General features: G+C 74.2%; 24 protein-coding genes. 12 read left to right on the forward strand and 12 right to left on the reverse strand.

The window, feature by feature from the left end; genetic code table 11:
- Positions 1-126: 126 nt before the first annotated feature.
- Together LOK46_RS09795 and LOK46_RS09800 are read right to left on the reverse strand one after the other, a co-directional pair.
- Positions 127-1500: a PleD family two-component system response regulator gene (locus LOK46_RS09795; RefSeq protein WP_273563593.1), complete on the reverse strand. Its 1374-nt coding sequence runs from the start codon at positions 1498-1500 to the stop codon at positions 127-129.
- A gap of 170 nt (positions 1501-1670) precedes the next feature.
- Complete coding sequence (locus tag LOK46_RS09800) at positions 1671-2042, reverse strand: response regulator (protein ID WP_007560977.1); 372 nt, start codon at positions 2040-2042, stop codon at positions 1671-1673.
- Between the two features lie 140 nt (positions 2043-2182).
- Between LOK46_RS09800 and LOK46_RS09805 the strand changes: the two genes are divergently transcribed.
- Positions 2183-2419, forward strand: coding sequence for a DUF3572 domain-containing protein (locus tag LOK46_RS09805; RefSeq protein ID WP_234741816.1), 237 nt, complete (start codon positions 2183-2185; stop codon positions 2417-2419).
- A 30-nt stretch (positions 2420-2449) separates the two neighbouring features.
- Here LOK46_RS09805 and LOK46_RS09810 read toward each other — a convergent pair whose 3' ends face one another.
- Entirely contained in the window at positions 2450-3349 is a 900-nt protein-coding gene (locus LOK46_RS09810) for a cell envelope integrity EipB family protein (RefSeq protein ID WP_273563594.1), read from the reverse strand.
- A 130-nt stretch (positions 3350-3479) separates the two neighbouring features.
- Entirely contained in the window at positions 3480-5384 is a 1905-nt protein-coding gene (locus LOK46_RS09815) for an ABC transporter ATP-binding protein (protein ID WP_273563595.1), read from the reverse strand.
- 401 nt (positions 5385-5785) lie between these two features.
- Between LOK46_RS09815 and LOK46_RS32845 the strand changes: the two genes are divergently transcribed.
- Positions 5786-6097 carry a helix-hairpin-helix domain-containing protein gene (locus tag LOK46_RS32845; RefSeq protein ID WP_337251968.1) on the forward strand — a complete coding sequence of 104 codons (312 nt, stop codon included), beginning with the start codon at positions 5786-5788 and terminating at the stop codon, positions 6095-6097.
- Positions 6098-6323: 226 nt separating this feature from the next.
- Here the strand turns inward: LOK46_RS32845 and trpB are convergent, their stop codons facing one another.
- On the reverse strand, positions 6324-7565 hold the full coding sequence (gene trpB, locus LOK46_RS09825) for a tryptophan synthase subunit beta (protein ID WP_273563597.1): 1242 nt from the start codon (positions 7563-7565) through the stop codon (positions 6324-6326).
- A 151-nt stretch (positions 7566-7716) separates the two neighbouring features.
- On the opposite strand from trpB, the gene msrA reads away from it, so the two are divergent.
- Positions 7717-8469, forward strand: coding sequence for a peptide-methionine (S)-S-oxide reductase MsrA (msrA, locus tag LOK46_RS09830; RefSeq protein WP_273563598.1), 753 nt, complete (start codon positions 7717-7719; stop codon positions 8467-8469).
- A gap of 134 nt (positions 8470-8603) precedes the next feature.
- Here the strand turns inward: msrA and LOK46_RS09835 are convergent, their stop codons facing one another.
- Positions 8604-9548, reverse strand: coding sequence for a prephenate/arogenate dehydrogenase family protein (locus LOK46_RS09835; protein WP_273563599.1), 945 nt, complete (start codon positions 9546-9548; stop codon positions 8604-8606).
- Positions 9541-10656, reverse strand: a complete 1116-nt coding sequence (locus tag LOK46_RS09840; RefSeq protein ID WP_273563600.1) for a pyridoxal phosphate-dependent aminotransferase — start codon at positions 10654-10656, stop codon at positions 9541-9543. The genes LOK46_RS09835 and LOK46_RS09840 overlap by 8 nt, the downstream gene beginning before the upstream one ends.
- 186 nt (positions 10657-10842) lie before the next feature.
- Here LOK46_RS09840 and LOK46_RS09845 point away from each other — a divergent pair, with 186 nt between their 5' ends.
- The 7 genes from LOK46_RS09845 (at position 10843) to cysC (ending at position 16315) form a co-directional block, all read left to right on the forward strand.
- On the forward strand, positions 10843-11139 hold the full coding sequence (locus tag LOK46_RS09845) for a hypothetical protein (protein ID WP_273563601.1): 297 nt from the start codon (positions 10843-10845) through the stop codon (positions 11137-11139).
- A gap of 156 nt (positions 11140-11295) precedes the next feature.
- Complete coding sequence (locus LOK46_RS09850; RefSeq protein WP_175543907.1) at positions 11296-11463, forward strand: hypothetical protein; 168 nt, start codon at positions 11296-11298, stop codon at positions 11461-11463.
- A gap of 81 nt (positions 11464-11544) precedes the next feature.
- Entirely contained in the window at positions 11545-11724 is a 180-nt protein-coding gene (locus LOK46_RS09855) for a hypothetical protein (protein WP_273563602.1), read from the forward strand.
- Positions 11725-11886: 162 nt separating this feature from the next.
- Positions 11887-13092: a homoserine O-acetyltransferase MetX gene (gene metX / locus LOK46_RS09860; RefSeq protein WP_020095220.1), complete on the forward strand. Its 1206-nt coding sequence runs from the start codon at positions 11887-11889 to the stop codon at positions 13090-13092.
- A gap of 50 nt (positions 13093-13142) precedes the next feature.
- Positions 13143-13856, forward strand: a complete 714-nt coding sequence (gene metW, locus LOK46_RS09865; RefSeq protein WP_273564573.1) for a methionine biosynthesis protein MetW — start codon at positions 13143-13145, stop codon at positions 13854-13856.
- Between the two features lie 573 nt (positions 13857-14429).
- Positions 14430-15551, forward strand: coding sequence for a hypothetical protein (locus LOK46_RS09870; RefSeq protein ID WP_273563603.1), 1122 nt, complete (start codon positions 14430-14432; stop codon positions 15549-15551).
- Between the two features lie 83 nt (positions 15552-15634).
- Positions 15635-16315 (forward strand): adenylyl-sulfate kinase, encoded by a 681-nt coding sequence (gene cysC / locus LOK46_RS09875; RefSeq protein WP_273564574.1) that lies wholly within the window; start codon positions 15635-15637, stop codon positions 16313-16315.
- A 254-nt stretch (positions 16316-16569) separates the two neighbouring features.
- Here cysC and LOK46_RS09880 read toward each other — a convergent pair whose 3' ends face one another.
- The 3 genes from LOK46_RS09880 to LOK46_RS09890 are packed head-to-tail and all read right to left on the reverse strand — an operon-like array spanning position 16570 to position 18908.
- Complete coding sequence (locus tag LOK46_RS09880; protein WP_273563604.1) at positions 16570-17913, reverse strand: sensor histidine kinase; 1344 nt, start codon at positions 17911-17913, stop codon at positions 16570-16572.
- Positions 17910-18578 (reverse strand): response regulator transcription factor, encoded by a 669-nt coding sequence (locus tag LOK46_RS09885; protein ID WP_273563605.1) that lies wholly within the window; start codon positions 18576-18578, stop codon positions 17910-17912. The genes LOK46_RS09880 and LOK46_RS09885 overlap by 4 nt, the downstream gene beginning before the upstream one ends.
- A 12-nt stretch (positions 18579-18590) precedes the next feature.
- Entirely contained in the window at positions 18591-18908 is a 318-nt protein-coding gene (locus LOK46_RS09890; RefSeq protein WP_273563606.1) for a PepSY domain-containing protein, read from the reverse strand.
- 112 nt (positions 18909-19020) lie between these two features.
- On the opposite strand from LOK46_RS09890, the gene LOK46_RS09895 reads away from it, so the two are divergent.
- Together LOK46_RS09895 and LOK46_RS09900 are read left to right on the forward strand one after the other, a co-directional pair.
- The gene (locus tag LOK46_RS09895) at positions 19021-19599 is read left to right on the forward strand and encodes a thermonuclease family protein (protein ID WP_273563607.1); all 579 of its coding nucleotides are present in this window, start codon (positions 19021-19023) and stop codon (positions 19597-19599) included.
- 87 nt (positions 19600-19686) lie between these two features.
- Complete coding sequence (locus tag LOK46_RS09900; RefSeq protein ID WP_273563608.1) at positions 19687-19935, forward strand: hypothetical protein; 249 nt, start codon at positions 19687-19689, stop codon at positions 19933-19935.
- 98 nt (positions 19936-20033) lie between these two features.
- Here the strand turns inward: LOK46_RS09900 and LOK46_RS09905 are convergent, their stop codons facing one another.
- Both LOK46_RS09905 and LOK46_RS09910 read right to left on the reverse strand, forming a co-directional pair.
- Positions 20034-21020 (reverse strand): catalase family peroxidase, encoded by a 987-nt coding sequence (locus LOK46_RS09905; protein ID WP_273563609.1) that lies wholly within the window; start codon positions 21018-21020, stop codon positions 20034-20036.
- Between the two features lie 258 nt (positions 21021-21278).
- Entirely contained in the window at positions 21279-23618 is a 2340-nt protein-coding gene (locus LOK46_RS09910) for a lytic transglycosylase domain-containing protein (RefSeq protein ID WP_273563610.1), read from the reverse strand.
- Between the last annotated feature and the right edge of the window lie 82 nt (positions 23619-23700).

Consider the following 23700-nt stretch of genomic DNA (forward strand, 5'->3'; position numbering starts at 1 on the left):
GGCGTGCCGGCCGCGTCCGATAACACGCGGACCCTGGGGTTTTCATCCGCGCGGGGGCGCGCGCGTTTTGACGCGGGCGCGCGGGGGCGGATCCACCGCCTCGGGCCGGCGCCGAGGGCGGGGCCGTCAGGCCGCCTGCGACTCGACCCGGTTCCGCCCGGCCGCCTTGGCCCGGTAGAGGGCGAGGTCGGCGCGCCGGAGCATGTCGGCGGGGCCGAGATCCTCGCCGCGGCGCACGGCGACGCCGATCGAGACCGTCACCGACACGGTCCGGGTCGCCCGCTGCACGGTGAACGGCAGGGCCTCGACGCGCTCGCGGATGCGCTCGGCGATGCCCTGCGCCTCGACGAGGCCCGCCTCCGGCAGGATCACCACCACCTCCTCGCCGCCGTAGCGCGCCACGATGTCGATGGGCCGGGTGTGCTGGCGGACGCGCTCGGCGAAGCCGCGCAGCACCTCGTCGCCGGCCTCGTGGCCGAGGCTGTCGTTGATCCCCTTGAAGTGGTCGATGTCGAGGATCAGCGCGGCGAGGTTCGCCCGGCGGGCGGCCTCGTCGCCGAACAGCGTGCCGAGATGGTTGTCGAGGTAGCGCCGGTTGTGCAGGCCGGTGAGCGCGTCGGTCACGGCCATCTGCAGGGAGGCCTGCATCGCCCCCCGGAGGGCGTCGGTGAAGCGCTTGCGCTTCACCTGGGTGCGGACCCGGGCCATCAGCTCGTTGCGGTCGACCGGCCGCATCAGGAAGTCGTGCACGCCGAAGTCGAGGCCGCGGACCACCCGGGCGCGGTCGTACTCCTCGGCGAGCATGATCAGCGGCATCGCGCGGGTCCGGTCGAGGGACCGGAGCTGGCTGCACAGGCGCAGGCCGTCGAAGTCGGTCAGGTCGAGGCTCACCAGGGCGAGGTCGAAGGCCTCCTCGGCGGCGCGGCGCAGGGCCTCCTGCGGGTCGGGCTCGACCGCGACGACGTGGTGCTGGCGCAGGGCCCCGGCGAGGCGCTCGGCCGATCCGGGCCGGTCCTCGATCAGCAGGATCCGGGCGTCGAGGCCGGTCTCGGCGGTGGCGAGCGCCAGGGGATCGCCGATGCCGAACTCGCGGGAGGCGAGCGCGCGCTGGCGCAACTCGTCCGTCACGGCCTTGAGCCGCACGAGGCTGCGCACCCGCGTGAACAGGGCGGTGTCGTCCACCGGCTTGGTCAGGAAATCGTCGGCCCCGGCATCGAGGCCGCGCAGGCGGTCCGCGGGCTGGTCGAGGGCCGTGACCATCACCACCGGGATGTGGGCCGTGAGCGGGTTGTTCTTGAGGTGCCGGCAGACCTCGAACCCGTCCATGCCGGGCATCATCACGTCGAGCAGGACGAGGTCGCAGAGGCCCTTCTCGCAGATCGCGATCGCGTCGCGGCCGTTCATGGCCGCGAGCGTGTCGAAATATTCCAGGCCGAGCTTCGTCTCGAGAAGCCTGACATTCGGGAACAGATCGTCGACGATCAGGACACGGGCCGACATGCTTCCTCGTGAGGGCGCGGATGAGCGGCCCGGACCGGGCGCCGTGTGCCGTGGGTGCGCGCCGCCGGGCGGCCCCCGGGGCCGGGACGGACACGACGGGACGAACGGTTGAACCGGTCACCCGGCCCGGCGCGGCCGGGGGAGCGGTTCAACGGCACGCCTCGCCGGCGTCAACGCGGTTCAAGATAGGCCCGAACCGTTGCCAAAAACTTCGCGACCGAGATCGGCTTCGACAGGTAGGCCTCGCAGCCGCCCTCGCGGATCCGCTCCTCGTCGCCCTTCATGGCGAAGGCCGTGATGGCGATCACCGGAATGCTCTTGAGGTCGTCGTCCTCCTTGAGCCATTTCGTCACCTCGAGGCCGGAGACCTCGGGGAGCTGGATGTCCATGAGGATCAGGTCGGGATGATGGGCGCGCGCCAGCTCGATCGCCTCGATGCCGTGGGCGGTCTTGAGCGTGGCGTAGCCGTTCGCCTCCAGGAGATCGTTGAACAGCTTCATGTTCAACTCGTTGTCCTCGACGATCAGCACCGTCTTCTTCATGATCCGTTGTCCCGGTGCGCGCCGATCATGATTAGCGGGCCGTGAAGCCCCTCCGTCACCTTTGTAGCGTTCACATGTTGATGAATGGCAAACCTCTTCAAGGGGATGAGTCGGCCGAACGGCTCGCCCTGGACGTTCTGTTGTGGATCGCTGGGGACGACGACCGTCTCCTGCCCTTCCTGGCGGCGAGCGGCCTGAGCCCCGACACGCTCCGCGCGAGCGCCCGGGAGCCCGCCTTCCTGGTGGGCGTCCTCGACCACGTGATGGGCGACGAGAACGTGCTCGTTGCCTGCGCGAACGGCCTCGGCATCAAGCCGGAGCGGATCGCCGCGGCCTGGCAGAGGCTGTCGCCGCGGCCGGACGACGAGTGGGCGTGAGCGGGCCGGGACCTGGGCGGGCGGGCGCCCTCAGGGCGTGCAGCCCTTCCCCGCCTCCCGGTCGGGCCGCCCGGCCTTGGCGTCGATGTCGAGGGCGGTCATGTCGCCCAGGATGGCGAAGTCGCCGTAATCGAGCTTGAGCGCGCCGCTGACGCCGTTCTCGTACAGGTCGAAGCCGAGGGTGTAGATCGGCGTCCGCTCCCCGGCGCCCTCGGTGTAGTAGCTGAGGCGGACCGGCCAGTGCGGCATCGTGGCCAGCGACCCGTCGCGCAGGGGCTTGTCGCGGGTCGAGTCGGAGGCCGGGGCCGGTCCGGTCGCGGCGTGGCCGATCACCGCGAAGGTGTCGTAGACCTTTTTGCCGTCGTCGGAGCCGTCGAAGACCTTGACCGCGAGGGTCGACTGGCCGGCCCGCGCCGCCTCGATCAGGCGGCGCATGTGCTCGCTCGGGAACAGAACCGGCCCCTCCACGGTGAACGGCTTCGGGCCGCCCCTCAGCTTCACCGTCAGGGCGTCGCCCTGCTCGGAGGCGGTCCCGTCCACGGGGGCGGCGGGCTTGTTGTTGGTGAGCGTCGTGGTCTTGAACCGGAACTCGCGCCCCTGCCCGCCCTCGAAGGTGGTGCTGCGCATGTCGGACAGGCGCGCGCCGGTCTCGCCGGAGGACAGCTCCGTCACTTGGCGGGTCTGCATCGTGTAGCCGCGGCAGGCGTCGCCCCGGAAGTCGATGACGATGCGCCCGCGGGCGCTCTCCACCGAGCGGGTGCCGCCGCCCTCGGCCAGCGACAGGTCGTAGACCGCGCGGTGGTTGGCGAGCACGATCTCGGGCGCCGGCGGCTTGGCCTCCGGTTCGGGCCCGGCGGGCGGGGCCGCGCGGGCGGGCCCGGCGCAGACGAGAAGGCCGGCCGTCAGCAGTGGGAAGAGGCGCAGGCGCATGGACAACCCCGGTTCGGTCCGCCGCAGATAGCAGGCTGAGGGAATCGGGCAATGCTTGGGCCGCCCCGGCGATGCGCCGGCGAGGCGCCGGCCGCGCGCCGTTCCCGGCCTCGGGCGGTCGGGGGCGCGCCTACCGGTAGCCCTCGGCCTGGAGGGCGAACAGCTCGGCGTAGCGGCCGCCCCGCGCCATGAGGGCGGCGTGGCTGCCCTCCTCCAGGACGCGGCCGCCCTCCAGGACGAGGATGCGGTCGGCCATGCGCACGGTGGAGAAGCGGTGCGAGATCAGCACCGCTGTCCGCCCGGCCGACAATTCCCGGAACCGCGCGAAGACGTCGTGCTCGGCCCGGGCGTCGAGGGAAGCGGTCGGCTCGTCCAGGATCAGGATCTCGGCCTCGCGCATGTAGGCCCGGGACAGCGCGACCTTCTGCCACTCGCCCCCGGACAGGTCGAGGCCGCCGGCGAAGCGCTTGCCCAGCGGCTGGGCGTAGCCCCCGGGCAGGCGCTCGATCACCGGGGCCGCGAGCCCCCGGGCCGCCGCGGCGGTGATGCGGGCCGCGTCGTCGGCGGCCTCGATCCGGCCGACCGCGACGTTCTCCCCGGCGGTGAGGTCGAAGCGGACGAAGTCCTGGAAGATCGCCCCGATCCGCGCCCGCAGGTCGTCGAGGTCGTAGGCGGGCAGCGGCACGCCGTCGAGGAGCACGCGGCCCTCGTGCGGGTCGTACAGCCGGGTCATCAACTTGACGATCGTGGTCTTGCCGGCGCCGTTGCCGCCGACCAGCGCCACCGTCTCCCCGGCCCGGACGGCGAAGGAGAGGTGGCGCAGCGCCCAGGCCTCCGTGCCCGGGTAGCGGTAGCCGACCCCCTCGAAGACCAGCCCCGCGCGGATCGGGCTCGGCACCGGCGCGGGCCGCGCGGGCGAGCGAATCTGCGGCCGGATCGCGAAGAAGGCGTAGAAATCCTCGAGGTACTGCGCCTGGCCGGTGATCTGGGTCAGCCCGAGGAGCAGCCCCTCCAGGCCGCCGCGCAGCCGCTGGAACGCGCCGGCCAGGAAGGCGAGGTCGCCCACCGAGAAGGCGCCCGCCACCGTCCGCCAGACGATCACCGCGTAGGCGGCGTAGTAGGCGAGCGTCCCGAGGCTCGCGAAGGCGAAGCCCCAGCCGGCCCGGGCGACCGCGAGGTTGCGGTTCTCGGCCAGCAGCCGCCCCGCCACCGCGGCGTAGAGCCCGGTGAGGTAGCCCGCGAGGCCGAAGAGCTTGATCTCCTTGGCGGTCTCGACGCTGGCGCCGAGGTAGCGCAGGTAGTCGATCCGCCGCCGCTCGGGGCTGCGGACCCAGGCGAGGCGGTAGCCGGCCTTGGTGAAGTGCCACTCGTTGAGGACCGCCGGGACCAGGGCGGCGGCGATCAGCACCACGAGCCAGGGCGTGAAGGCCGCGACACCGACCGCCAGGGTCGCGAGGGTCAGGAGGCCTTGCAGCTGGCCGAACACCGTGCCGATGAGGCCGGTGCGGCCGCTGACCTGCCGGCGGGCCCGCTCCAGCCGGTCCTGCTGGGCGCTGTCCTCGAACTGCGCGAGGTCGAGGTCGGCGGCGTGCGCCATCAGCCGCAGGGAGGCCGCGTTGGCGTAGAGGTCGCCGATCAGGGTCTCGACCAGGCTCGTGAGCCGGCCGGTCAGGTCCGAGAGCAGGGCGAGGCCGAGCTCGGCGGCGACGAGGCCGGCGAGCCGCGCCCGGCCGGGATCGGCGAGCCACGCCGCGAGCCCCGCCTCCGGCGCCGGCCGGGCGTGCTCGGCCACGATCCCGTCGAGGATCAGCTTGGCGAGGTAGAGGGTCAGGACCGGCAGGCAGGCCGCCACGAGGCGCAGCGACAGGCTCGCCGCCAGCAGGCCGGGGCTCGCCGCGGCGATCTCCCGGAACAGGGTCGGCAGGTAGCGCAGGGCGCCGACGCGCACGCCCAGGCGATCGCCGAGTCGCCCGCCGAGTCGCTCGCCGGGTCGCCGACGCGGGCCCGCCCCCGGCCGCGGCGCGGGACCGCTCATCCCCTGGGGATGACCCGCCGGGTTTCGGGCGTGGATTGGACGACGCGCAAGGGCAGCATTAACTGTAGATGCATATAGTTTTAATTCTCGTCGAGTGGTGCGTGCTCAGCGGTCCTGCAATTCTCAGAGTTTCGGTCCTCCTCATCATTGCCGGCATCCTCGCGGCGGTGGTGCAGGTCCTGCTGCCGAGCCCCTCACCCGGACCGGCGACTCCGCCGGCGTCCGCTCCGGAAACACCGGCGGCTCCCCAGCCCTCGGCGACGGTCCGGCGCGTCGAGCCGGCGCCGGCACCGGCTCCGGCGCCCCCGCGCGCGCCAGCCGCTTCGACCGCCCCGCCCGCCGCGGTCGAGCCCGCCCCCGCCCCGCCGGGCGGCGCCCCGGCGCCGGCCGGGCCGACGCAGATGCCCTCCGACGCGACGGCCTTCCCCGCCGAGCCGCTCCCGCGGGAGGCGCAGCCCGAGCCGCCGGCCCAGGAGGCGGCCGGACAGGCCGAGGTCGAGCGGGCGGAGGACAGCGCCGGTCCCCGGGCCCTGGCCGTCGTCGATCTCAACACCGCCTCGGTGGCGGATCTCAACCGCCTGCGCGGCGGCGGCGCCATCGGCCGGGCGATCGTCGCCAAGCGCCCGTACACGTCGGTGGAGCAGCTGCTGTCGAAGCGGGTGCTCAGCCGGTCGGTCTACGAGAAGATCAAGGATCAGGTGACCGTGCGGTGACCGTGCGGTGAGCGGCCGCGGCCGCGCTGGACGCCCGCGACCGCTAGGGCGAGGGCCGGCACCCGGCCGGCCTGAACGTCGGCGACGGCTCCGCCCACGCCCGGGCCCACGGCGTGCCGCTGCTCTGCAGGGGCAGCGACGGCCCGCTCACCGACATCGAGACCCGCCGAAGCCGGCGGTCCGCGCGCGGGCCGAGCGGCGGGCAGAGGACCGGGGCCGTGCGCCCTCAGATCTTCGTGCCGAAGATCTCGGCCACCTGCGGGATGTCCTTGTCGCCGCGGCCCGACAGGTTCATCACCATGAGGTGCTCGGCCGGGCGCTGGGGCGCGAGGTCCAGGACCTTGGACAGGGCGTGGGCCGGCTCCAGGGCGGGGATGATCCCCTCCAGCATCGAGCAGAGCTTGAACGCCTCCAGCGTCTCGGAATCGGTCGCCGACAGGTAGGTGACCCGGCCCATCTCGTGGAGCCACGCGTGCTCGGGGCCGATGCCCGGGTAGTCGAGACCCGCCGAGATCGAGTGGGCGTCGGCGATCTGGCCGTCCCCGTCCATCAGCAGGTAGGTGCGGTTGCCGTGCAGCACGCCCGGCTTGCCGCCGGTGAGCGAGGCCGCGTGCAGGCCCGACTGGACGCCGTGGCCCGCGGCCTCGACGCCGAAGATCTCGACCTCGCGGTCGTCCAGGAACGGGTGGAACAGGCCCATGGCGTTCGAGCCGCCGCCGATGCAGGCGACGAGGGAGTCCGGGAGCCGGCCCTCCTGGGCGATCATCTGCTCGCGGGTCTCGCGGCCGATCACCGACTGGAAGTCGCGCACCATGGCCGGGTACGGGTGCGGGCCCGCCACCGTGCCGATGCAGTAGAACGTGTCGGCGACGTTGGTGACCCAGTCGCGCAGCGCCTCGTTCATGGCGTCCTTGAGGGTCTTGGTGCCGGATTCCACCGGGATCACCTCGGCGCCGAGCATCTTCATGCGGAAGACGTTGGGCGCCTGCCGGGCGACGTCGACCGCGCCCATGTAGACGACGCACTTGAGGCCGAAGCGCGCGCAGAGCGTCGCGGTGGCGACGCCGTGCTGGCCGGCCCCGGTCTCGGCGATGATCCGCGGCTTGCCCATGCGGCGGGCCAGCAGGATCTGGCCCAGCACGTTGTTCACCTTGTGGGAGCCGGTATGGTTCAGCTCCTCGCGTTTGAAATAGACCTTGGCGCCCTGCCCGGCCGGCGCCTTGGCGCGCAGGTGCTCGGTGAGGCGCTCGGCGTAGTAGAGCGGGCTCGGCCGGCCGATATAGTGGGTGCCGTAGCTCTCCATCTCGGCCTTGAAGGTCGGGTCCTGCTTGGCCGTCTCGTAGGCCGCCTCCAGCTCGAGGATCAGCGGCATCAGCGTCTCGGCGACGAAGCGGCCGCCGAAGATGCCGAAGCGGCCGCGCTCGTCGGGGCCGGTGCGGAAGGAGTTGGGCTCGGGCGCGATGGTCACGGGACGGATCCTGCGGGCGAAGCGATGATTTGCGGGGTGCCTAGACCCATGCGGCCGTCACCGCAATGCGGCCTGCCGCGCGCGTAACCGGATCGGGTGCCGGGGCGAACAGGCTGTCAGCATCCGCCAGGAGGCCGTCAAGGAGGTCAGCATGGCACTGCGCGACACGGTACGCACCCTCTCCCACTCCCTCGCCCGCCCCCTCGCCCGCCCGCTCCTCGGGGCAGCCCTCGGGCTCGGCCTCGCGGGGGCCGTCCTGCTGCCCCGGCTCCCGGCCTTCGCCGAGGAGGCGCCCCGGCGCCTGCCGGAGGCCGCGACCCGCTCCGCCGAGCCGCCGGGGCCGCGCGTGGCCGTCTTCGCCGGCGGCTGCTTCTGGGGCGTGCAGGGGGTGTTCCAGCACGTGCGCGGGGTGAGCGGCGCGGTGTCGGGCTACGCCGGCGGCACCCGCGCGGAGGCCGATTACCGCACCGTGAGCGGCGGCGGGACCGGCCATGCCGAGGCCGTGTCGGTCACCTACGACCCTTCGGTCATCCGCTACGACGAGCTCCTGCGGATCTTCTTCTCGGTCGCCCTCGACCCGACCCAGGTGGACCGCCAGGGACCCGATGCCGGGCGCCAGTACCGCTCGGCCCTGTTCCCGCAGGATTCCGACCAGGCGCGGGTGGCGCGGGCCTACATCGCCCAGCTCGACGCGGCCCAGGCCTACGCGCGGCCGGTCGCCACCCGGATCGAGCCGGGCGCCGCGTTCTACCCGGCGGAAGGCTACCACCAGGACTTCATGGCCCTGCACCCCGGCCACCCGTACATCGCCGCCAACGACGCGCCGAAGCTGGAGGCGCTGCGCAGCCTGTTCCCGGAGCGCACGGCCGCGCAGCCGGTTCTGGTGAATCGCCCGCCGGCGTGAGGGCCCGCGCCGTCATCGCGCGCGCAGCGAAGCGACCCGGGCAGCGCGACAGCCTTTGAGCGTGGCGCCAACTGGATTGCTTCGCTCCGCTCGCGAGGACGACGGTGCGATCGGCGCGAGCCGTCCAGCCTTCCCTACTCCTCCGGCGGCCGCGGCCGGCCGAAATCCGGGGCCGCGGTCTCCTGGCCCTGCGCCACGATGCTGCGCCGGATCGCCCGGGTGCGGGTGAACATCGCGTGGAGCGCGTCGCCGTCGCCCCAGCGCACCGCCTTGGCGAGCGCCGACAGGTCCTCGTTGAACCGGCCGAGCATCTCCAGCACCGCCTCGCGGTTGTTGAGGAAGATGTCCCGCCACATGGTCGGGTCCGACGCCGCGATGCGGGTGAAGTCGCGGAACCCGCTCGCCGAGAACTTGATCACCTCGGACTGCGTCGCCGCCTCGAGGTCGGCCGCGGTGCCCACGATGTTGTAGGCGATCAGGTGCGGCAGGTGGCTGGTGATGGCGAGCACGTGGTCGTGGTGCTCGGCGCTCATCGTCTCGACATCGGCGCCCATCCCCGCCCACAGGGCGCGAACGGTCTCGATCGCCGCCGGGTCGGTGCCCTCGGGCGGGGTCAGGATGCACCAGCGGCCCTGGAACAGGGTCGCGAAGCCCGCGTCCGGCCCCGAGAACTCGGTCCCGGCGATCGGGTGCCCGGGAACCAGCGCGACGCCCTCGGGCAGGTGCGGCCGGACCGCCGCCACCACGGCGCCCTTCACCGAGCCGACATCCGACACGATCGCGCCGGGCTTGAGGTGCGGCGCCATCTCGGCCGCCGCCGCCCCGATGGCGCCCACCGGCACGCACAGGATGACGAGGTCGGTGTCGGCGGCCCCCTCCGCCGGGTCGGCCGTGACGACGTCGGCGATGCCGAGGTCGCGCACCCGGGCGCGCACGGCCTCGTCGCGGTCGACGGCCACGATCGTGCGGGCGAGGCCGTAGCGGCGCGCCGCCCGGGCGATCGAGGAGCCGATCAGCCCGAGGCCGACGATGGTGAGGCGGCCGACGGCGGGCGTCCCGGCCTTCAGCGGCTCAGCCATGCTGGCCCCGCACGAAGTCGCCCAGCGCCGCCAGGAACGCCGTGTTGGCCTCGGCGCCGGCCACCGTCACCCGCAGGGCGTTCGGCAGGCCGTAGGCCGTGACCCGCCGGGTGATGAGGCCGCGCTCGGTCAGGAACGCGTCCGCGTCCCCCGCCGAGCGGCCCGGCGCGTCCGGGAAGTGGATCAGCAGGAAGTTCGCGACGCTCGGCGTGACCTCCAGGCCGAGCGCGCGGGCGCCCTCGGTGAGCCTCGGCAGCCACTCGGCGTTGTGGGCCGCGGCGGCCGCCATGTGGGCCTCGTCGGCGATGGCGGCCGAGCCCGCGGCGATCGCCGGGCCCGAGACGTTGAACGGCCCCCGGATCCGGTTGACCGCGTCCGCCACGTGCGCCGGCGCGACCATCCAGCCGATCCGCACGGCGGCGAGGCCGTGGATCTTCGAGAAGGTGCGGGTCATCACGACGTTCTCGGCCTCAAGGGCCAGCTCGAGCCCGGCCGAGTAGTCGTTCGCCCGGACGTACTCGGCGTAGGCGCCGTCGATCACCAGCAGCACGTGCGGCGGCAGGCCGGCGTGGAGCCGGCGGATCTCGTCGAAGGGCAGGTAGGTGCCGGTCGGGTTGTTGGGGTTCGTGACGTAGACGATCCGGGTCCGGTCGGTGACCCGGGCCAGGATCGCGTCGACGTCGACGGTGAGGTCGCGCTCGGGCGCGACCACGGGCTCGCCGCCCGAGGCCAGGATGGCGATCCGGTAGACGAGGAATCCGTGCTCCGAGTAGATCCCCTCGGTGCCCGGCCCGCCATACGCGTAGGCCAGCAGCGACAGCAGCTCGTCCGAGCCCGCGCCGCAGACGATCCGCTCGGGATCGAGCCCGTAGCGCCGGGCGATGGCGGTGCGCAGCGCGGTGGCGCGCCCGTCCGGGTAGGTCTCGAGCTTGGCGGTCGCCGCGTGGAGCGCGGCCAGCGCCGCGGGGCTCGGGCCGAGGGGCGTCTCGTTGGAGGACAGCTTGTAGACCTTGCCGCCGCCGGGCCGCCCGCTCTTGCCGGGCACGTAGGTGTCGATCGCCAGGACGCCGGGACGCGGTTCCGGACGGGCGGGTCGGGGGGCGGACATTGCGGTGCGACTCGGGATGCGCGGGGTTCGTTCGGTTCCGCGTCCGTCTACAGCATTTCCTCTGCCGGTGAACCCGGGGCCGCGCCCGGAGGTGCCGACCCGGCCAGGGCGACTTGTCCGCGTGCACGGAGTCGTGGCTGTATGCCGGCGCTCCGCCGACAGGCGCCCAACACGAAGGATCCCCGCATGCCCCTCGAACGCTACCTGGACGGCGGCGCCCACATCCTCCCCGCCGACGACTCGCTGATCCGCTTCGCCATGACCAACGGCCAGCGGGTGATCGCGGTCGAGGTCCCGGTTCCCGTGCTGCGCCAGCAGTTCGGCGGCGGCGCCGACTCTGCCCCCCTGGAGCTGTTCGCCCGCAATCAGGCGGTGATCGAGGCCGCGGCGAGCCAGGCCTACGACCGGACCGAGACCCCCAACGACCTCCTCGATCTGGGCCCGGAGGATTTCGATACCCGGCCCGCCTCGGCCAAGCCCTGACCGCCAGGCCCTGACCGGCTCGGTCCATCCGGGGCGCCGCGGCAAATCGGCGACGCGCAAATGCCGCGGGGCACTCGCCACGTTTCGGCCTGTTGAACCGGGAGAACAGGGGCGCGTCGGGCGTGCCCCGCCCCGCAGCCCCTGGATGGATCGACGATGCCCGGTGACCTGATCCCCTGCAGCCTCTTCCTGATCGGGATCCTCGTGTCGGTCGCCGCGGATTGCCGCCTGCGCCGTGTCGAGGCGGCTCCGTGGGCCAACGGCTGCATCACGGCCGCCGGCGCCGCCCTGGTCTTCGCGGCCTGCGCGGCCGCCATGCTCTGAGGAACCGTCGGACACCGGACGGACTTTCCCAGCGGCGTCCGGGCCTGCGCCCGGAGGCGCGGCTGGCTGGGCGAGGGTTCCATGGTTTCGATGCAGGCCCTGATCGGCTGCGGTCTCGTGCTCGCCGGCATGCTGATCGAGAGCGCGGCGAGCCGGCACTGGCGGTCGGGCGTCCGCGCGGACCGTCTGGATGCCCGGGCCGCCCTCGCGCTCGGCCTGCCCGCCCTGGGCCTCGCCGTGATGGCCGCCCCGATCGCGTGAGCGACCCGACCGGGCCTGACCGACCGGCCCGCCCGCGTTGACGCTCGACGCCCCGCGCATTACCTCGGCGGGGCTGGCCGCGTCGGGCGAGTGCGGCGCGTCAGGCGATCCCGTGCTCTCCCGGTTCGGATCCGAACCGATACACGGTCGTCAAGACCCGCCATGGACACCCAAACGGACACGGCCCTGAGGCCGGACCCGATCGACGAGCCGGCACGGCGCGCGTCCGAGCGCTCGCAGGCGCTCGACCCGAGGAGCCCGGTGGCGCGCTTCGCCGCCGACACGCCGCTGCTCACCGACGCGGGCGTCGAGCTCGCGCCCTTCCAGATCGCCTACCAGACCGCCGGCACGCTCAACGCCGCGCGCTCGAACGCGGTCCTGATCTGCCACGCGCTGACCGGCGACCAGTACTTCGCCCACACCCATCCGGTGACCGGCAAGCCCGGCTGGTGGGAGACGCTGGTCGGCCCCGGCAAGCCGATCGACACGGACCGCTACTTCGTCGTCTGCTCGAACGTCATCGGCTCGTGCATGGGCTCCACCGGCCCGGCCTCGATCGACCCGGCGACGGGGCGGCCCTACGGGCTGAACTTCCCGCTGGTGACGATCCGCGACATGGTCCGGGCCCAGGCGATGCTGCTGGAGCATCTCGGCATCCGGGACCTGTTCCTGTGCATCGGCGGCTCGATGGGCGGCATGCAGGTGCTGCAATGGGCGGCGCTCTATCCCGAGCGCGTCTTCGCCGCGATGCCGATCGCCACCGGCGCCCGCCACTCGGCGCAGAACATCGCCTTCCACGAGGTCGGCCGGCAGGCGATCATGGCCGACCCCGCCTGGGCGGACGGGCGCTACCTCGAGGCCGGCACGCGCCCCGCGAAGGGGCTCGGCGTCGCCCGGATGGGCGCGCACATCACCTACCTGTCCGAGCCGGCCCTGCACCGGAAGTTCGGCCGGCGCTTCCAGGGCGGCACGGCGCCGACCTTCTCGTTCAACGCCGATTTCCAGATCGAGAGCTACCTGCGCCACCAGGGCCTGAGCTTCGTCGAGCGGTTCGACGCCAACGCCTACCTCTACCTGACCCGGGCGATGGACTATTTCGACCTCGCCGAGGACCACGGCGGCGTGCTCGCCAACGCCTTCCGGGGCACGAAGACCCGCTTCTGCGTGATCTCGTTCACCTCCGACTGGCTGTTCCCGACCCGCGACTCGCGGGCGATCGTGCACGCGCTCAACGCCGCCGCGGCGCCGGTGGCCTTCGTGGAGGTCGAGAGCGACAAGGGCCACGACGCCTTCCTGCTCGACGAGCCGGCGATGTTCTCCGCGGCGCGCGGCTTCATCGACGCCGCCGCCCGGGCGCGCGGGCTGTGACGCGGATGGCGAGCGGCGGGTCCGGCAAGATGACCTTCGGCAAGCTGCCCATGGCCAAGATCTCCTTGGGCAAGATCTCCTCGGGCAAGATCCGGCACGGCGCCCCCTGGGAGAGCGCGGACGCCCTCCCCCACGCGGCCGAGGGTAGCGGCGCCCGCGTCGACCACCTCGTCGTGCTCGGCCTCGTCCCGGCCGGCGCCCGGGTCCTCGACATCGGCTGCGGCGACGGCTCGCTGCTGGCGCTGCTGCGCGACCGCCGCGGCATCGACGGGCGCGGGATCGAGCTGTCCCGGGAGGGCGTGAACGCCTGCCTCGCCCGGGGCCTGTCGGTGATCCAGGGCGACGCCGACACCGACCTCGCCAACTACCCGGACGGCGCCTTCGACGTGGTGGTCCTGTCCCAGACCATCCAGGCGACCCGCAACCCCCGGGTGGTGCTGGAGCACCTGCTGCGCATCGGCCGGCAGGTGATCATCTCGTTCCCGAATTTCGGGCACTGGCGCGTGCGCTCCGAGCTGGCCCTCCGCGGGCGGATGCCGGTCACCGAGATCATGCCGGACGCGTGGTGGGAGACGCCCAACATCCACCACTGCACGATCCGCGACTTCGTCGGCCTGTGCCGCCTGATCGGCGCCCGGATCGAGCACGCCACGGCGCTGGACGCCCGCGGCCGGCCGATGCGGTTCTCCATGCCCTGGTGGGTCTGGAACCTGTTCGGCGCGCAGGGCGTGTTCCTGCTCCGGCGCGAGGATGCCGGGCACTAGCGCCGCTGCCGGTCGCGTCGCGACGGTCTGGAAGGACGGCGACCCGGGTCGAGACAGTCACACCGAGCCCCCTCTCCCGTGCGGGAGAGGGTTGGGGTGAGGGACCGGACGCTTCCGAACGGCGCGCCTCGTCCGGCCAGACCTGATCCCTCACCCGGCTCTCTGCGAGAGCAGACCTCTCCCGACGGATCTCGGGCCTGCCCGAGATCCGCCCTGAGGAGCCCAAGTCGGGCAAGCCCGACTTGGGTGGAGAGGGGACCCGCGTCACGGACGGCACGGGCTCGGCAATCGCCTCCGTCCGAACCCGATCGGGAGCGACTCTCGCATCGCGCTGCTGTCCGGGCCTCGAGGGTCGGCGCCCGCCGCGCCCCGGCCCGGCGATTCCGGAATCCGTCTGAAATAGAGCAGAAACGGAGCTTGGCTATTTCTGGTCGCGTTCCCGTGATCGGACCGTGATTACGGATTCGTCTGGCGTTTTCCCGAGACGTGCGCGTCCACGAGGGGTCGTGGACTGTGTCCGGCCGCGCGGAAGACTTGCCGCAACCGCGAATTCCAGCAGGGTCGACAGGACACGTGCGCCGCGCGATCGTTCACATCGGGATGCCGCGAACCGGCTCCACCGCGTTCCAGGAGGTGCTGGCCCGCCTGCGCCCCCGCCTCGTCTCGGTCGGGATCTGCTACCCGAACCTCGCCCCGCCGGGTGCCCCCGGGAGCGACGACGTCAACCACTACCGGCTCGGCCAGGCGCTGGACCGGCGCCGCGGCGCCGCGGAGCGCCGCGAGGCCCTCGCGCGCCTCGACGCGATCCTCGCCGCCACGCCGGCCGACACGGTCCTGCTCTCCTACGAGGACTTCTCCGTCCAGCGCCCGCTCTGGCGCGTGCCCGGGATCCTGTCCGACCTGTTCGCGCGCCGCGGCTTCGCCCTGGAGGCGGCGCTCGTGGTCAAGCCGCAGGCCGAGCAGCTGGCCTCGGCCTACGCCCTGCGGGCGCAGGTCGTCGCCGAGGGCCGCACGTTCCGCGGCTTCCTGCGCTCCGAGGGCGGGTCCCGGCGCTACGACTACGCGGACCGGCTCGAGCCCTGGCGCCGCGCCGCCGCGGGGCGCGTCACCGCCCTGCCGTACCGCGACCGGCGGTCCGACGCGCCGCTGCTGGCGCGGCTGGTCGACGGGCTCGGGCTGGGCGAGCGCCTCGCCCCGCTCCTCGGCCCGGCCGACCTCGCCTACCGCACCAACCGGAGTTCCGGGCCGGTCGCGGTCGAGGCGTCGCGCCGCCTGTACCGGCTCGGCGTGCACCGGCAGGTGACCGGGCATCGCCGGCTGCTCGGCCACGTCCTCGACGACTGGGCCTGGGCGCGGGGGCTCGACGCGGAGCGGTTCCGCGGCGACGCCCCGGAGGGGCTGGCCCGCGTCGCGGCGCGCTACGCGGCCGGGAACGCGCGCTTCGCCGCCGCCTGCTGGGGGCAGAGCTGGGACGCGGTGATCGCGGCCGCGCCCGCCGCGCCGCCGAACGAGCTCGCTGCCGGGCCGGTCGCGCCCGAGACGGAGGCCGCGGTCGAGGCGCTGGTGCGGGCGGCGGCGGCGCGGGCCGCCTTCCGGTCCCCGCCCGCGTGGCGGCGGCGGACGGCCCACGTCCTGGAGGAGTGCCGGGAGCGCCTCGGCGAAGCCGTCGGCTATCCGGTCTGGCGCGTGCCGTAGGGGCCCGCGCGCCCGTGTCGATGTCCGAGAACCGGCGGCCGCCCCCGCGGACGCTGCCCCAGGCGCTGGACCAGGCGGTGGATATGTGCGTCGTGCAGAAGATCCCGCAGACGATTCCAGAGGCGATCCCGGCCGGCCTCCCTCCGGGCCCCGTGACCTGGCACCCCCTCCAGGCGCGGGAGGCGCGCTGGGCGCGCCTCGGCCAGGTGCCGGTGATCGCGTGGCTGACCGGCCTGTCGGGGGCCGGGAAGTCGACGCTGGCGGCGGAGGCCGACCGGACCCTGGTGGCGGGCGGCCGGCACAGCGCGGTCCTCGACGGCGACAACCTGCGCCACGGGCTGAACGCCGACCTCGCCTTCTCGCCGGAGGACCGCGCCGAGAACGTCCGGCGCACCGCCGAGGTGGCGCGGCTGATGGCCGAGGCGGGGACCGTGGTGATCGTCTCGCTGATCTCGCCCTACCGGGCCGACCGGGCGCTGGCCCGCCGGATCGCCGGCGACATCCCGTTCCTGGAGGTGTTCGTCGACACGCCGCTGGGCCTGTGCGAGGCCCGGGATCCGAAGGGCCTCTACCGTCTGGCCCGCGCCGGCCGCATCCCGGGCTTCACCGGCATCTCGGCGCCCTACGAGGCGCCGGAGCGGCCGGACCTGACGATCGCCACCGAGGGCCGCGGCACCGCGGCCTGCGCCCGCGCCCTGAGCGCGCGGCTGATGCGGCTGAGCCGGGCGGCCGCAAGAGCTGCGGACGAGCCGCGGACGCGCTGACCATCCGGGACCGGGCGCGGGTCCCCTCTCCACCCGAGTCGGGCTTGCCCGACTCGGGCTTCTCAGGACGGATCTCAGGCAGGCCCGAGATCCGTCGGGAGAGGGACAGGGTGAGGGATCAGGTCGGACCGGACGCGGCGCGCCCGGTCGGCGCGTCGATCACGTGCTCGATCCTGGGCGCTCTCGTCCCTCACCCCAGCCCTCTCCCGACCGGGAGAGGGGGCAGGTCGCGCCCGCCCGCGGCGTCGGTGCCCCTATCCGCCCGGCCAGCGCAGGTCCGCCCGCAGGCCGCCCAGCTCCGAGCGGCCGAAATCGAGCTGGGCGCCCGCGGCCTCGGCGACGTCGCGGGCGATGGCGATGCCGAAGCCGGTGCCCGGCCGGCTCTCGTCCCAGCGCTGGCCGCGCCCGATCCCCGCGATGGCCGCGGCGCTCATGCCGGGGCCGTCATCCTCGACGGCGAGGCCCGGGCGGCCGCTGGCCGTCCCGGTGACGCGGACCCGCCGGTGCGCCCACTTGCGGGCATTGTCGAGGAGGTTGCCCAGCACCTCCATCAGCTCGCCCTCCTCGCCCGGATAGGCGAGGGTCTCGGACACCGCCACTGTCCATTCCAGGGAGTCGCCCTCCGGCAGCCGCTGCAGGATCGCGACGAGACGCTCCGCCACCGGGGCGACCCGGCAGGACCGCCGCCGCAGGTCGCCCGCGGCCGCGACCCGCGCCCGGGCCAGCGCCCGCTCCACCTGACCGCCCATCGCCCGCGCCTGCTCGGCGATCTCGGCCGCCAGCGCCGGGTCGGCCGATCCGGTCCGGCGCGCCAGGGCGTCCAGCACCGCCAGCGGGGTCTTGAGGCCGTGGGCCATCTCGGCGGCGGCGTCGCGGGCGCGGATCAGGGCCCGCTCCTGCGCGTCGAGCAGCCGGTTGAGGTCGGTGACCAGCGGCCGGACCTCGTCGGGGAACTGCTCCGGCAGCCGCGCCCGCCGGCCGGCATGGACCGCCAGGAGCTCCGCCTGCAGCACCCGGAACGGGCCGAGCGCCCGGTGCACGAACAGGCCCATCGCCAGGGTCAGGACGACGAACAGGGCGACCAGGGCCGGGACCAGCAGGCGCAGGAACGTGGTCCGGCTCGCCGCGAGCCCGCGCCGGTCCTCCGCCACCGCGACGCGCAGCGCGGTCTCGGCCCCCGGCGCGCCGAGCTGCAGCGGCCGCACCACCGCGATGAGCCGGCCGCCGTCGGGCCCGGTCGTGTCGAGGGTGGCGGGGGCCCGCGCGTCCGCCCCGGCGTGTCCGAGATCGAGGCTCCTGTCCCAGAGGGAGCGCGAGCGCAGCAGGTGCGAGCCCGCCTCCACCTGCCAGTACAGGCCGCCGTAGGGCGTGGCGAAGCGCGGGTCCGGCAGGTCGCGCGAGAGCGTCGGCGCCCCGTCCGGCGCGAGGCCGACCCGCCCGGCGATGAGCTTGGCGGTCCGGTCCAGATCCGCGACGGTGCGGGCGTCGAGCACCCGGTCGAGGATCACCGTGAGGCCGATCCCGGCGAGCACCAGCGCCAGCGCGATCAGCGCGGCCGCCGCGAGGCCGAGCCGCAGGCGGAGGGAGTCGCGCCTCACGATCCGCCCGGTCCGGCGATCAGGTAGCCCTGGCCGCGGCGGGTCTCGATCACCCCCGGCCCGAGCTTGCGGCGCAGGCGCGTCAGGAGCGCCTCCAGGGCGTTGGCCTCGCGCTCGGTCCCGACCCCGTGGAGGTGGTCGAGCAGCTCGCCCGCCGGCACCACCTGCCCCGGCCGGTGCAGCAGGAAGGCGAGGAGCCGGTACTCCAGGGCGGTCAGCTCGGTGGGCCGCCCGTCGACGCTGACCGCGCGGGTGCGGGTGTCGAGCTCCACCGCGCCGGTGCGCAGCACCGGGGAGGCGTGGCCGGCGGTGCGCCGCAGGATCGCCCGGAGCCGCGCGACCAGCTCCTCCATGCGGAACGGCTTGGCGAGGTAGTCGTCGGCGCCGGCGTCGATGCCCTCGACGCGCTCGCGCCAGCCGTCGCGGGCGGTGAGGATCAGGACCGGCAGGGCGACCTCCGCGGCGCGCAGGCGGCGCAGCACGCCGAGCCCGTCGAGCCGCGGCAGGCCGAGATCCAGCACCATCGCGTCGTACGTCTCGGTCTCGGCCCGGAACCACGCCGCCTCGCCGTCCGCCACCACGTCGGCGACGTAGCCGGCCCTCTCCAGCCCCTGCCGGATGTCGGCGGCGATGCGCGGCTCGTCCTCGACGATCAGGACGCGCACGGCCCGGCCTCCTCAATCATCGTCGTCCTCGTCCAGGATCTTGAGCGTGCCGGCATCGACCTTCACGGTCCGGCGCTTCCCGTCGGGCCCGAGGATGCGCAGCTTGTACAGCCAGTGCCCGTCGTCGTGCTTGAGATCGACCGACACGACGTCGCCCGGCACCGCCGCCCGGGCCGCCGCCAGCACCGCGTCGAGGGGGCGGATCTCGCCGCTCTCCAGGGCCCGGCGGGCCCGGTCGGCATCCTCGGAGGCGTGCACGGGCCCGCCCGCGAGGGCGGCCAGCAGGCCGAGGGCGAGAATGAAGACGCGGCGGGACGGGAACGGGCTCATGCGGGCGCAGGCTAGGCCGCGCCGCCTGACGGGACGCTGACAGGCGGCGTCAGGGTCGCGGGACGGGGATTCGGCACAAGGGCGGCCATAGCGTTTCCGGAGACCTGAGACCATGTCGCTCCTCGTCGGTATCCTCCTCGCCTGCGCGGCCGGCCTCGCCGGCACCCTCCTCTGCCCGGACGACAAGGGGGCCCGCTCGCGCCCGCCGCTCCTCGCCGCGCTCCTGATCGGCGGCCTGTCCTGGCACGCCCCCGCCCGGGCCGGCGAGATCCTGCGCGGCCCCGCCCAGGTGATCGACGGCGGAACCCTCCGCCTCGGCGCGCGGCAGGTCAGCCTGTTCGGGATCGCCGCGCCGGAGGGCGACGCGACCTGTTCGGATGCCCAGGACCGGCCCTACCCGTGCGGCCGGGACGCCGCCCGGGCGCTCGCCGACCGGATCGGCGGGGCGTCCGTCGCCTGCGAGCCGCGGGGTGACGCGAACACGGCGCTCTGCCGGGTCGGCGACGCGGATCTCGGGGCCTGGATGGTGGCGCAGGGCCTCGCCCTGCCCGACCGGGACCTCGCGCCGGACTACGCGCCCGCGGCGGACCGGGCCTGGGGGCGCCGCCTCGGCCTGTGGTCGGGGGTGTTCCAGGATCCCGCCGAGCGGCGGGGCCGGCGCGCCGCCGCCGCGCTCGGCGCCGCCGGGTGACAGGCCGGTTGTCAGCGGGAACGCTCCCGGGCGCGCCCGGTTGGACCGGCAAGCCCGCCCGGGCGCAGGTGGAACCGCGGAGGCCCCATGAGGATCCTGACCCGTACGACGCTGCTCGCCGCCCTCCTCGCCGGCGCGGCGGGGACCGCTCACGCCGCCGAGGGCCAGGGCAAGGCCGGCCAGGATGCCGGCGCGCCCACGACCAGCATGGGCGCGGGCGGCCTCAGCGGCACCGGCTCCACCCAGGACGGTGCCCGCACGGGCTCGGTCGAGAGCAAGGGGCAGCCGGGCGGCGCGAAGCCGCCCTCCGCTCCGAAGGCCGGGACGGGCCGCTGATCCGCCCCGCCTCGGGCGACGTCCCACCCTGGACCTCGTCCTGAGGCGGGCGCCGCAGGACGAAGGCGCGAACCGGAGGTTCCGTCCGGCCGGATCGCCTACTGCGAGCGGCGGCTGAACGAGACCGCGTAGGCCTGGACCCGGGCGTCGATCAGCGGGTCGTCCGAGACCTCGATCCCGTCGGTCAGGTTGTTCGGCATGAACAGCAGCGCCTTCTCGGCCTCGGCGCTGTCGGGCACGACCTTGCTCACCGTCACGGTGCCGAGATCGACCGTCTTGCGGTCGTCCGGCCAGGGCTTGGTGGCGTCGTTGGTCGGGTCACCCGACTCGGCGAGCTGGGCGAGCATCCTGAACTTCGCGGGCGTCTTGGCGACCCGCGGGCCGATCTCGGCCATCAGGAAGTTCGGATCGCGCTTGGCCGCGTCCTCGGGGGCGAGGATCTCCTCGCCCTCCACCGGCACGAAGCGGAACCGGAACGGCTGCCGCTTGCCGGCGGCATCCACGAGGATGAAGGCGTTGACGCCGTTATAGGTCTGCCGGGCGAGGCTCGACGGGGTCTTGGCGGTTCCGCCCGCGGTGGCGGCCGCCGGGTGGGCGGCGGCGAAGCGCTCCAGCGCGGTCGGATGGGCGGCCTTCGGGCCGCTCTCGGCGGCGGCCCTCAGGAGGTCGCGGAACTCCTCGCCCGTGGCGACGGGGAAGTACTTCAGCGAGTTGGTGACGACGTCCATCTCGGAGCCGTCGCTCAGCTTGAACTTGAGCGCGAGGCCGTGCGGGTTGGCGTCGGCGACGCCGTCCGGGATGGTCGGGACGCCGGTGGCGTCCGAGAACCGGATCGTCACCGGCACCGCCGGTCCCTGGAACAGGGAGGCCTTGCTGATCTTCGCCGCCTCGGGCGACGGGGTGAAGCTGCCCTCGGCGACCACGCCCTTGGCGTGGTTGGCCCGCGCCCCCGGATGCTTGCCGAACAGCGTGTTCATCACGTCGATCGTCTGCTCGGCGGTGGAGGCTTCCTGGGCCAGGGCCGGGGCGGCGGCCGCGAGCGCGGTGCTCAGCAGGAGGGCGAAACCCGATCTCGAACGCGGCATGGGGAACCTCTCGGCAGCGCGGGCTCACGGGAGCCGGCCAATGCGGACCGGCCCATCTTCTAGGGAGCCAGGCAGCGGAGGCACAACCAAAAGCTATGCCGCGGCGTAGCTGGGGTGTGGGTTACGTCCCGGAGGCGGGCTGCAGGTTGAGAACTACGTCTCTGCGAGCGGAGCGAAGCAACCTAGGGCAACACGACGTCCGGCGGTCTGGCGCGACCGGGTTGCTTCGCTCCGCTCGCAGGGACGGTGAGGAGCCCGCTACCGCGCGCCGCGGTGGAGGTCGCCCTCGATCAGCAGGGCGCTGCGGCTGTCGAGCCGCGAGCGGTAGACCTGCAGGTTCTCCATGACCCGCTGCACGTAGTTGCGCGTCTCCGTGAAGGGGATGCGCTCCACCCAGTCGATCACGTCGACGTCGCCCTTGCGCGGGTCGCCGTAGGCGTCGATCCACTTCTTCACGTTGCCGCCGCCCGCGTTGTAGGAGGCGAAGGCGAGCACGTAGGAGCCGCGCCAATCCTCCATCAGCTCGCCGAGATGGGCCTGACCGAGCTTGGCGCAGTAGGCGGGATCGCTGGTCAGCCGGTCGACGTCGAAGGCGGTCGAGACCCGGCGGGCGGTGCGCTGGGCGGTGGCCGGCATCATCTGCATCAGCCCCCTTGCGCCGACGCCCGACTGGGCGCGCGGGTCGAACTGACTCTCCTGGCGGGCGATGGCGTAGACCATGGCCCGCTCCACCTGCGGCACCGCCGTGAAGGTCTCGTAGGTGGGGATCCCGATCGTCGGATAGGCGTGGGCGTCGAGCGGCAGGCCGCGCTGGACCGCGAGCTTGCCGATCGCCACCAGGGCGCGCGGATCCTTCATGTCGGTGGCGAGGTCGCCGAGTGCCTGGAGCTCGCGCGGGTCCGAGAGGTCCCGGGCGGCGTCGATGTAGAGCGGCAGGGCCAGCTCCTTGATCCCGGCCTCGCCGAGCAGGCGCAGGGCGCGGACGGAGAGCCGCCCGTCGAAGGCCTGGCGCTCGGCGCCCTCCAGGTCGGCCGGCGCCCGCAGGGGCAGGCTGGTCTGGCCGAGCCGGGCCCGCGCCACCTGGCCGTAATAGGCGATCGGCTGCAGGGCCGCGCGCTCGTAGAAGCGCTTCGCCTCCTCCGACTGGCCGAGCGCCTCGGCCGCCCGTCCCTGCCAGTAGGCGGCCCGCGCCACCGAGATCGGGCTCTCGGCGATGGCCGCCACCCGGGCGAAATGCTGCGCGGCGGCGGCCGGATCGCCGGCGAAGCGCAGGGCGATCCAGCCGGCGTGGAACTCGGCCTCGATCCGCTTCTCGGGCGTGCGCGCCGCCTGCTGGCTCGCGACCGCGTAGGCGGTCTTGGCGTCGCCGAGGTCGAGGAGCTTGCGCGCCACGATCCGGCGCTCGATCCACCACTCGTCGCCGTCGACCAGCACGTCCGGGTTGCTCGGCGCCGTCGCGAGCACGGCGGCGGCGGCCTCGGGCTTGTCGGCCCGGCGGAGATACTGCGCCCGGGAGAAGATGTAGGACGCGTCCCCGCGCAGCGACGGCGGCACCGCGGCGAGCGCGGCCGCGGCGCCGGAGGACTTGTCCTCCACGGCCCGGCGGGCGCGCACGAGGCTGGCGTAGCCGCCGCCCGCGTAGCCGGCCGCCCGGCCGGCGCTCTCCCAGTCGTCCTTCAGGAGCGCCCGCTCCATCCGGTAGCGGTGGTCGACCCGGGTGAGCGTATCGGGGAAGGCGTCGAGCACCTTCGCTTCCAGGCTCCGCCCGAAGCTCTCGGTGCGCCAGAGGTCGCGGACCATCTCGGCGGCGTCGGTCTCGCAGCCGTCGGCGCGCAGGGCCAGCGCCAGGGCGAACTTGCCCGGCGCGCTCGACGGCTTCGCCGTGGCGAAGTAGGCCCGGACGAGCGCGGGGGACTTCCGCTCGGAGAGCAGCGCCTCCTCGGCCCGTCGGCGGAGCAGCGGGCCGGCCGGCCAGTCCGGGTTGGCCCGGACGAAGGCGACGGTGCGGTTGAAGCCGATCCCGGCGCCCGCGCGGATCGCCACCCATTCGAGCAGCGCCTTCGCGGCCGGGTCGGTGAAGCCGTCGCGCATCCGGTCGCCGTCGGCGACCCGGCCCTTGCGGTAGAGGTCGATGGCGCCGCGCAGCAGCGTCGGGTCGGTGTCGCCGGAGATCTTCGGGCGCCCCGGGTCCGGCACCTCGGGGACCGGGGCCGCCGGGGTGACGGCGGCGTCCGGCAGCGGGAAGGCCACCGGGGCGTCGGGGTCCGCGGAGGCGTAGGCCGAGGCCGCGGCGGGCAGCGTCCGGGCGGGCTCCTCGCCCTTGTCGTCGCCGCCGGAGGCGTGGACCGGGTCGAGCTTCAGGGCGTCGGCCGCGACCGGGTCGGCGGCCTTCGCGGCCTGGGCGCCCCGGACCTGGGCGGTCGAGAGGGCGGCGTCGCTCGCCGGCGGCGTCGGCTGCGAGGCCGGCGGCGTCGCGGGCGCGTCGGTGCCGGCTTGGCCGACCGAGCCGGCGAGCGCCACGCCGACGGTGGCGACCAGCGCGGCGGCGGTGAGGGACGTGCGCTTCGAGGCCGGATGCGAGGCCGCGGGTCGGATCACGATTCCCCCCTACTGATCACCGGAGCGGGAAAGGTCGAGGATCGTGCCGTGACCATTAAGATCGCGTTAACCGTCGCCACGA

This window comes from Methylobacterium sp. NMS14P (assembly GCF_028583545.1).
Taxonomy (GTDB): domain Bacteria; phylum Pseudomonadota; class Alphaproteobacteria; order Rhizobiales; family Beijerinckiaceae; genus Methylobacterium.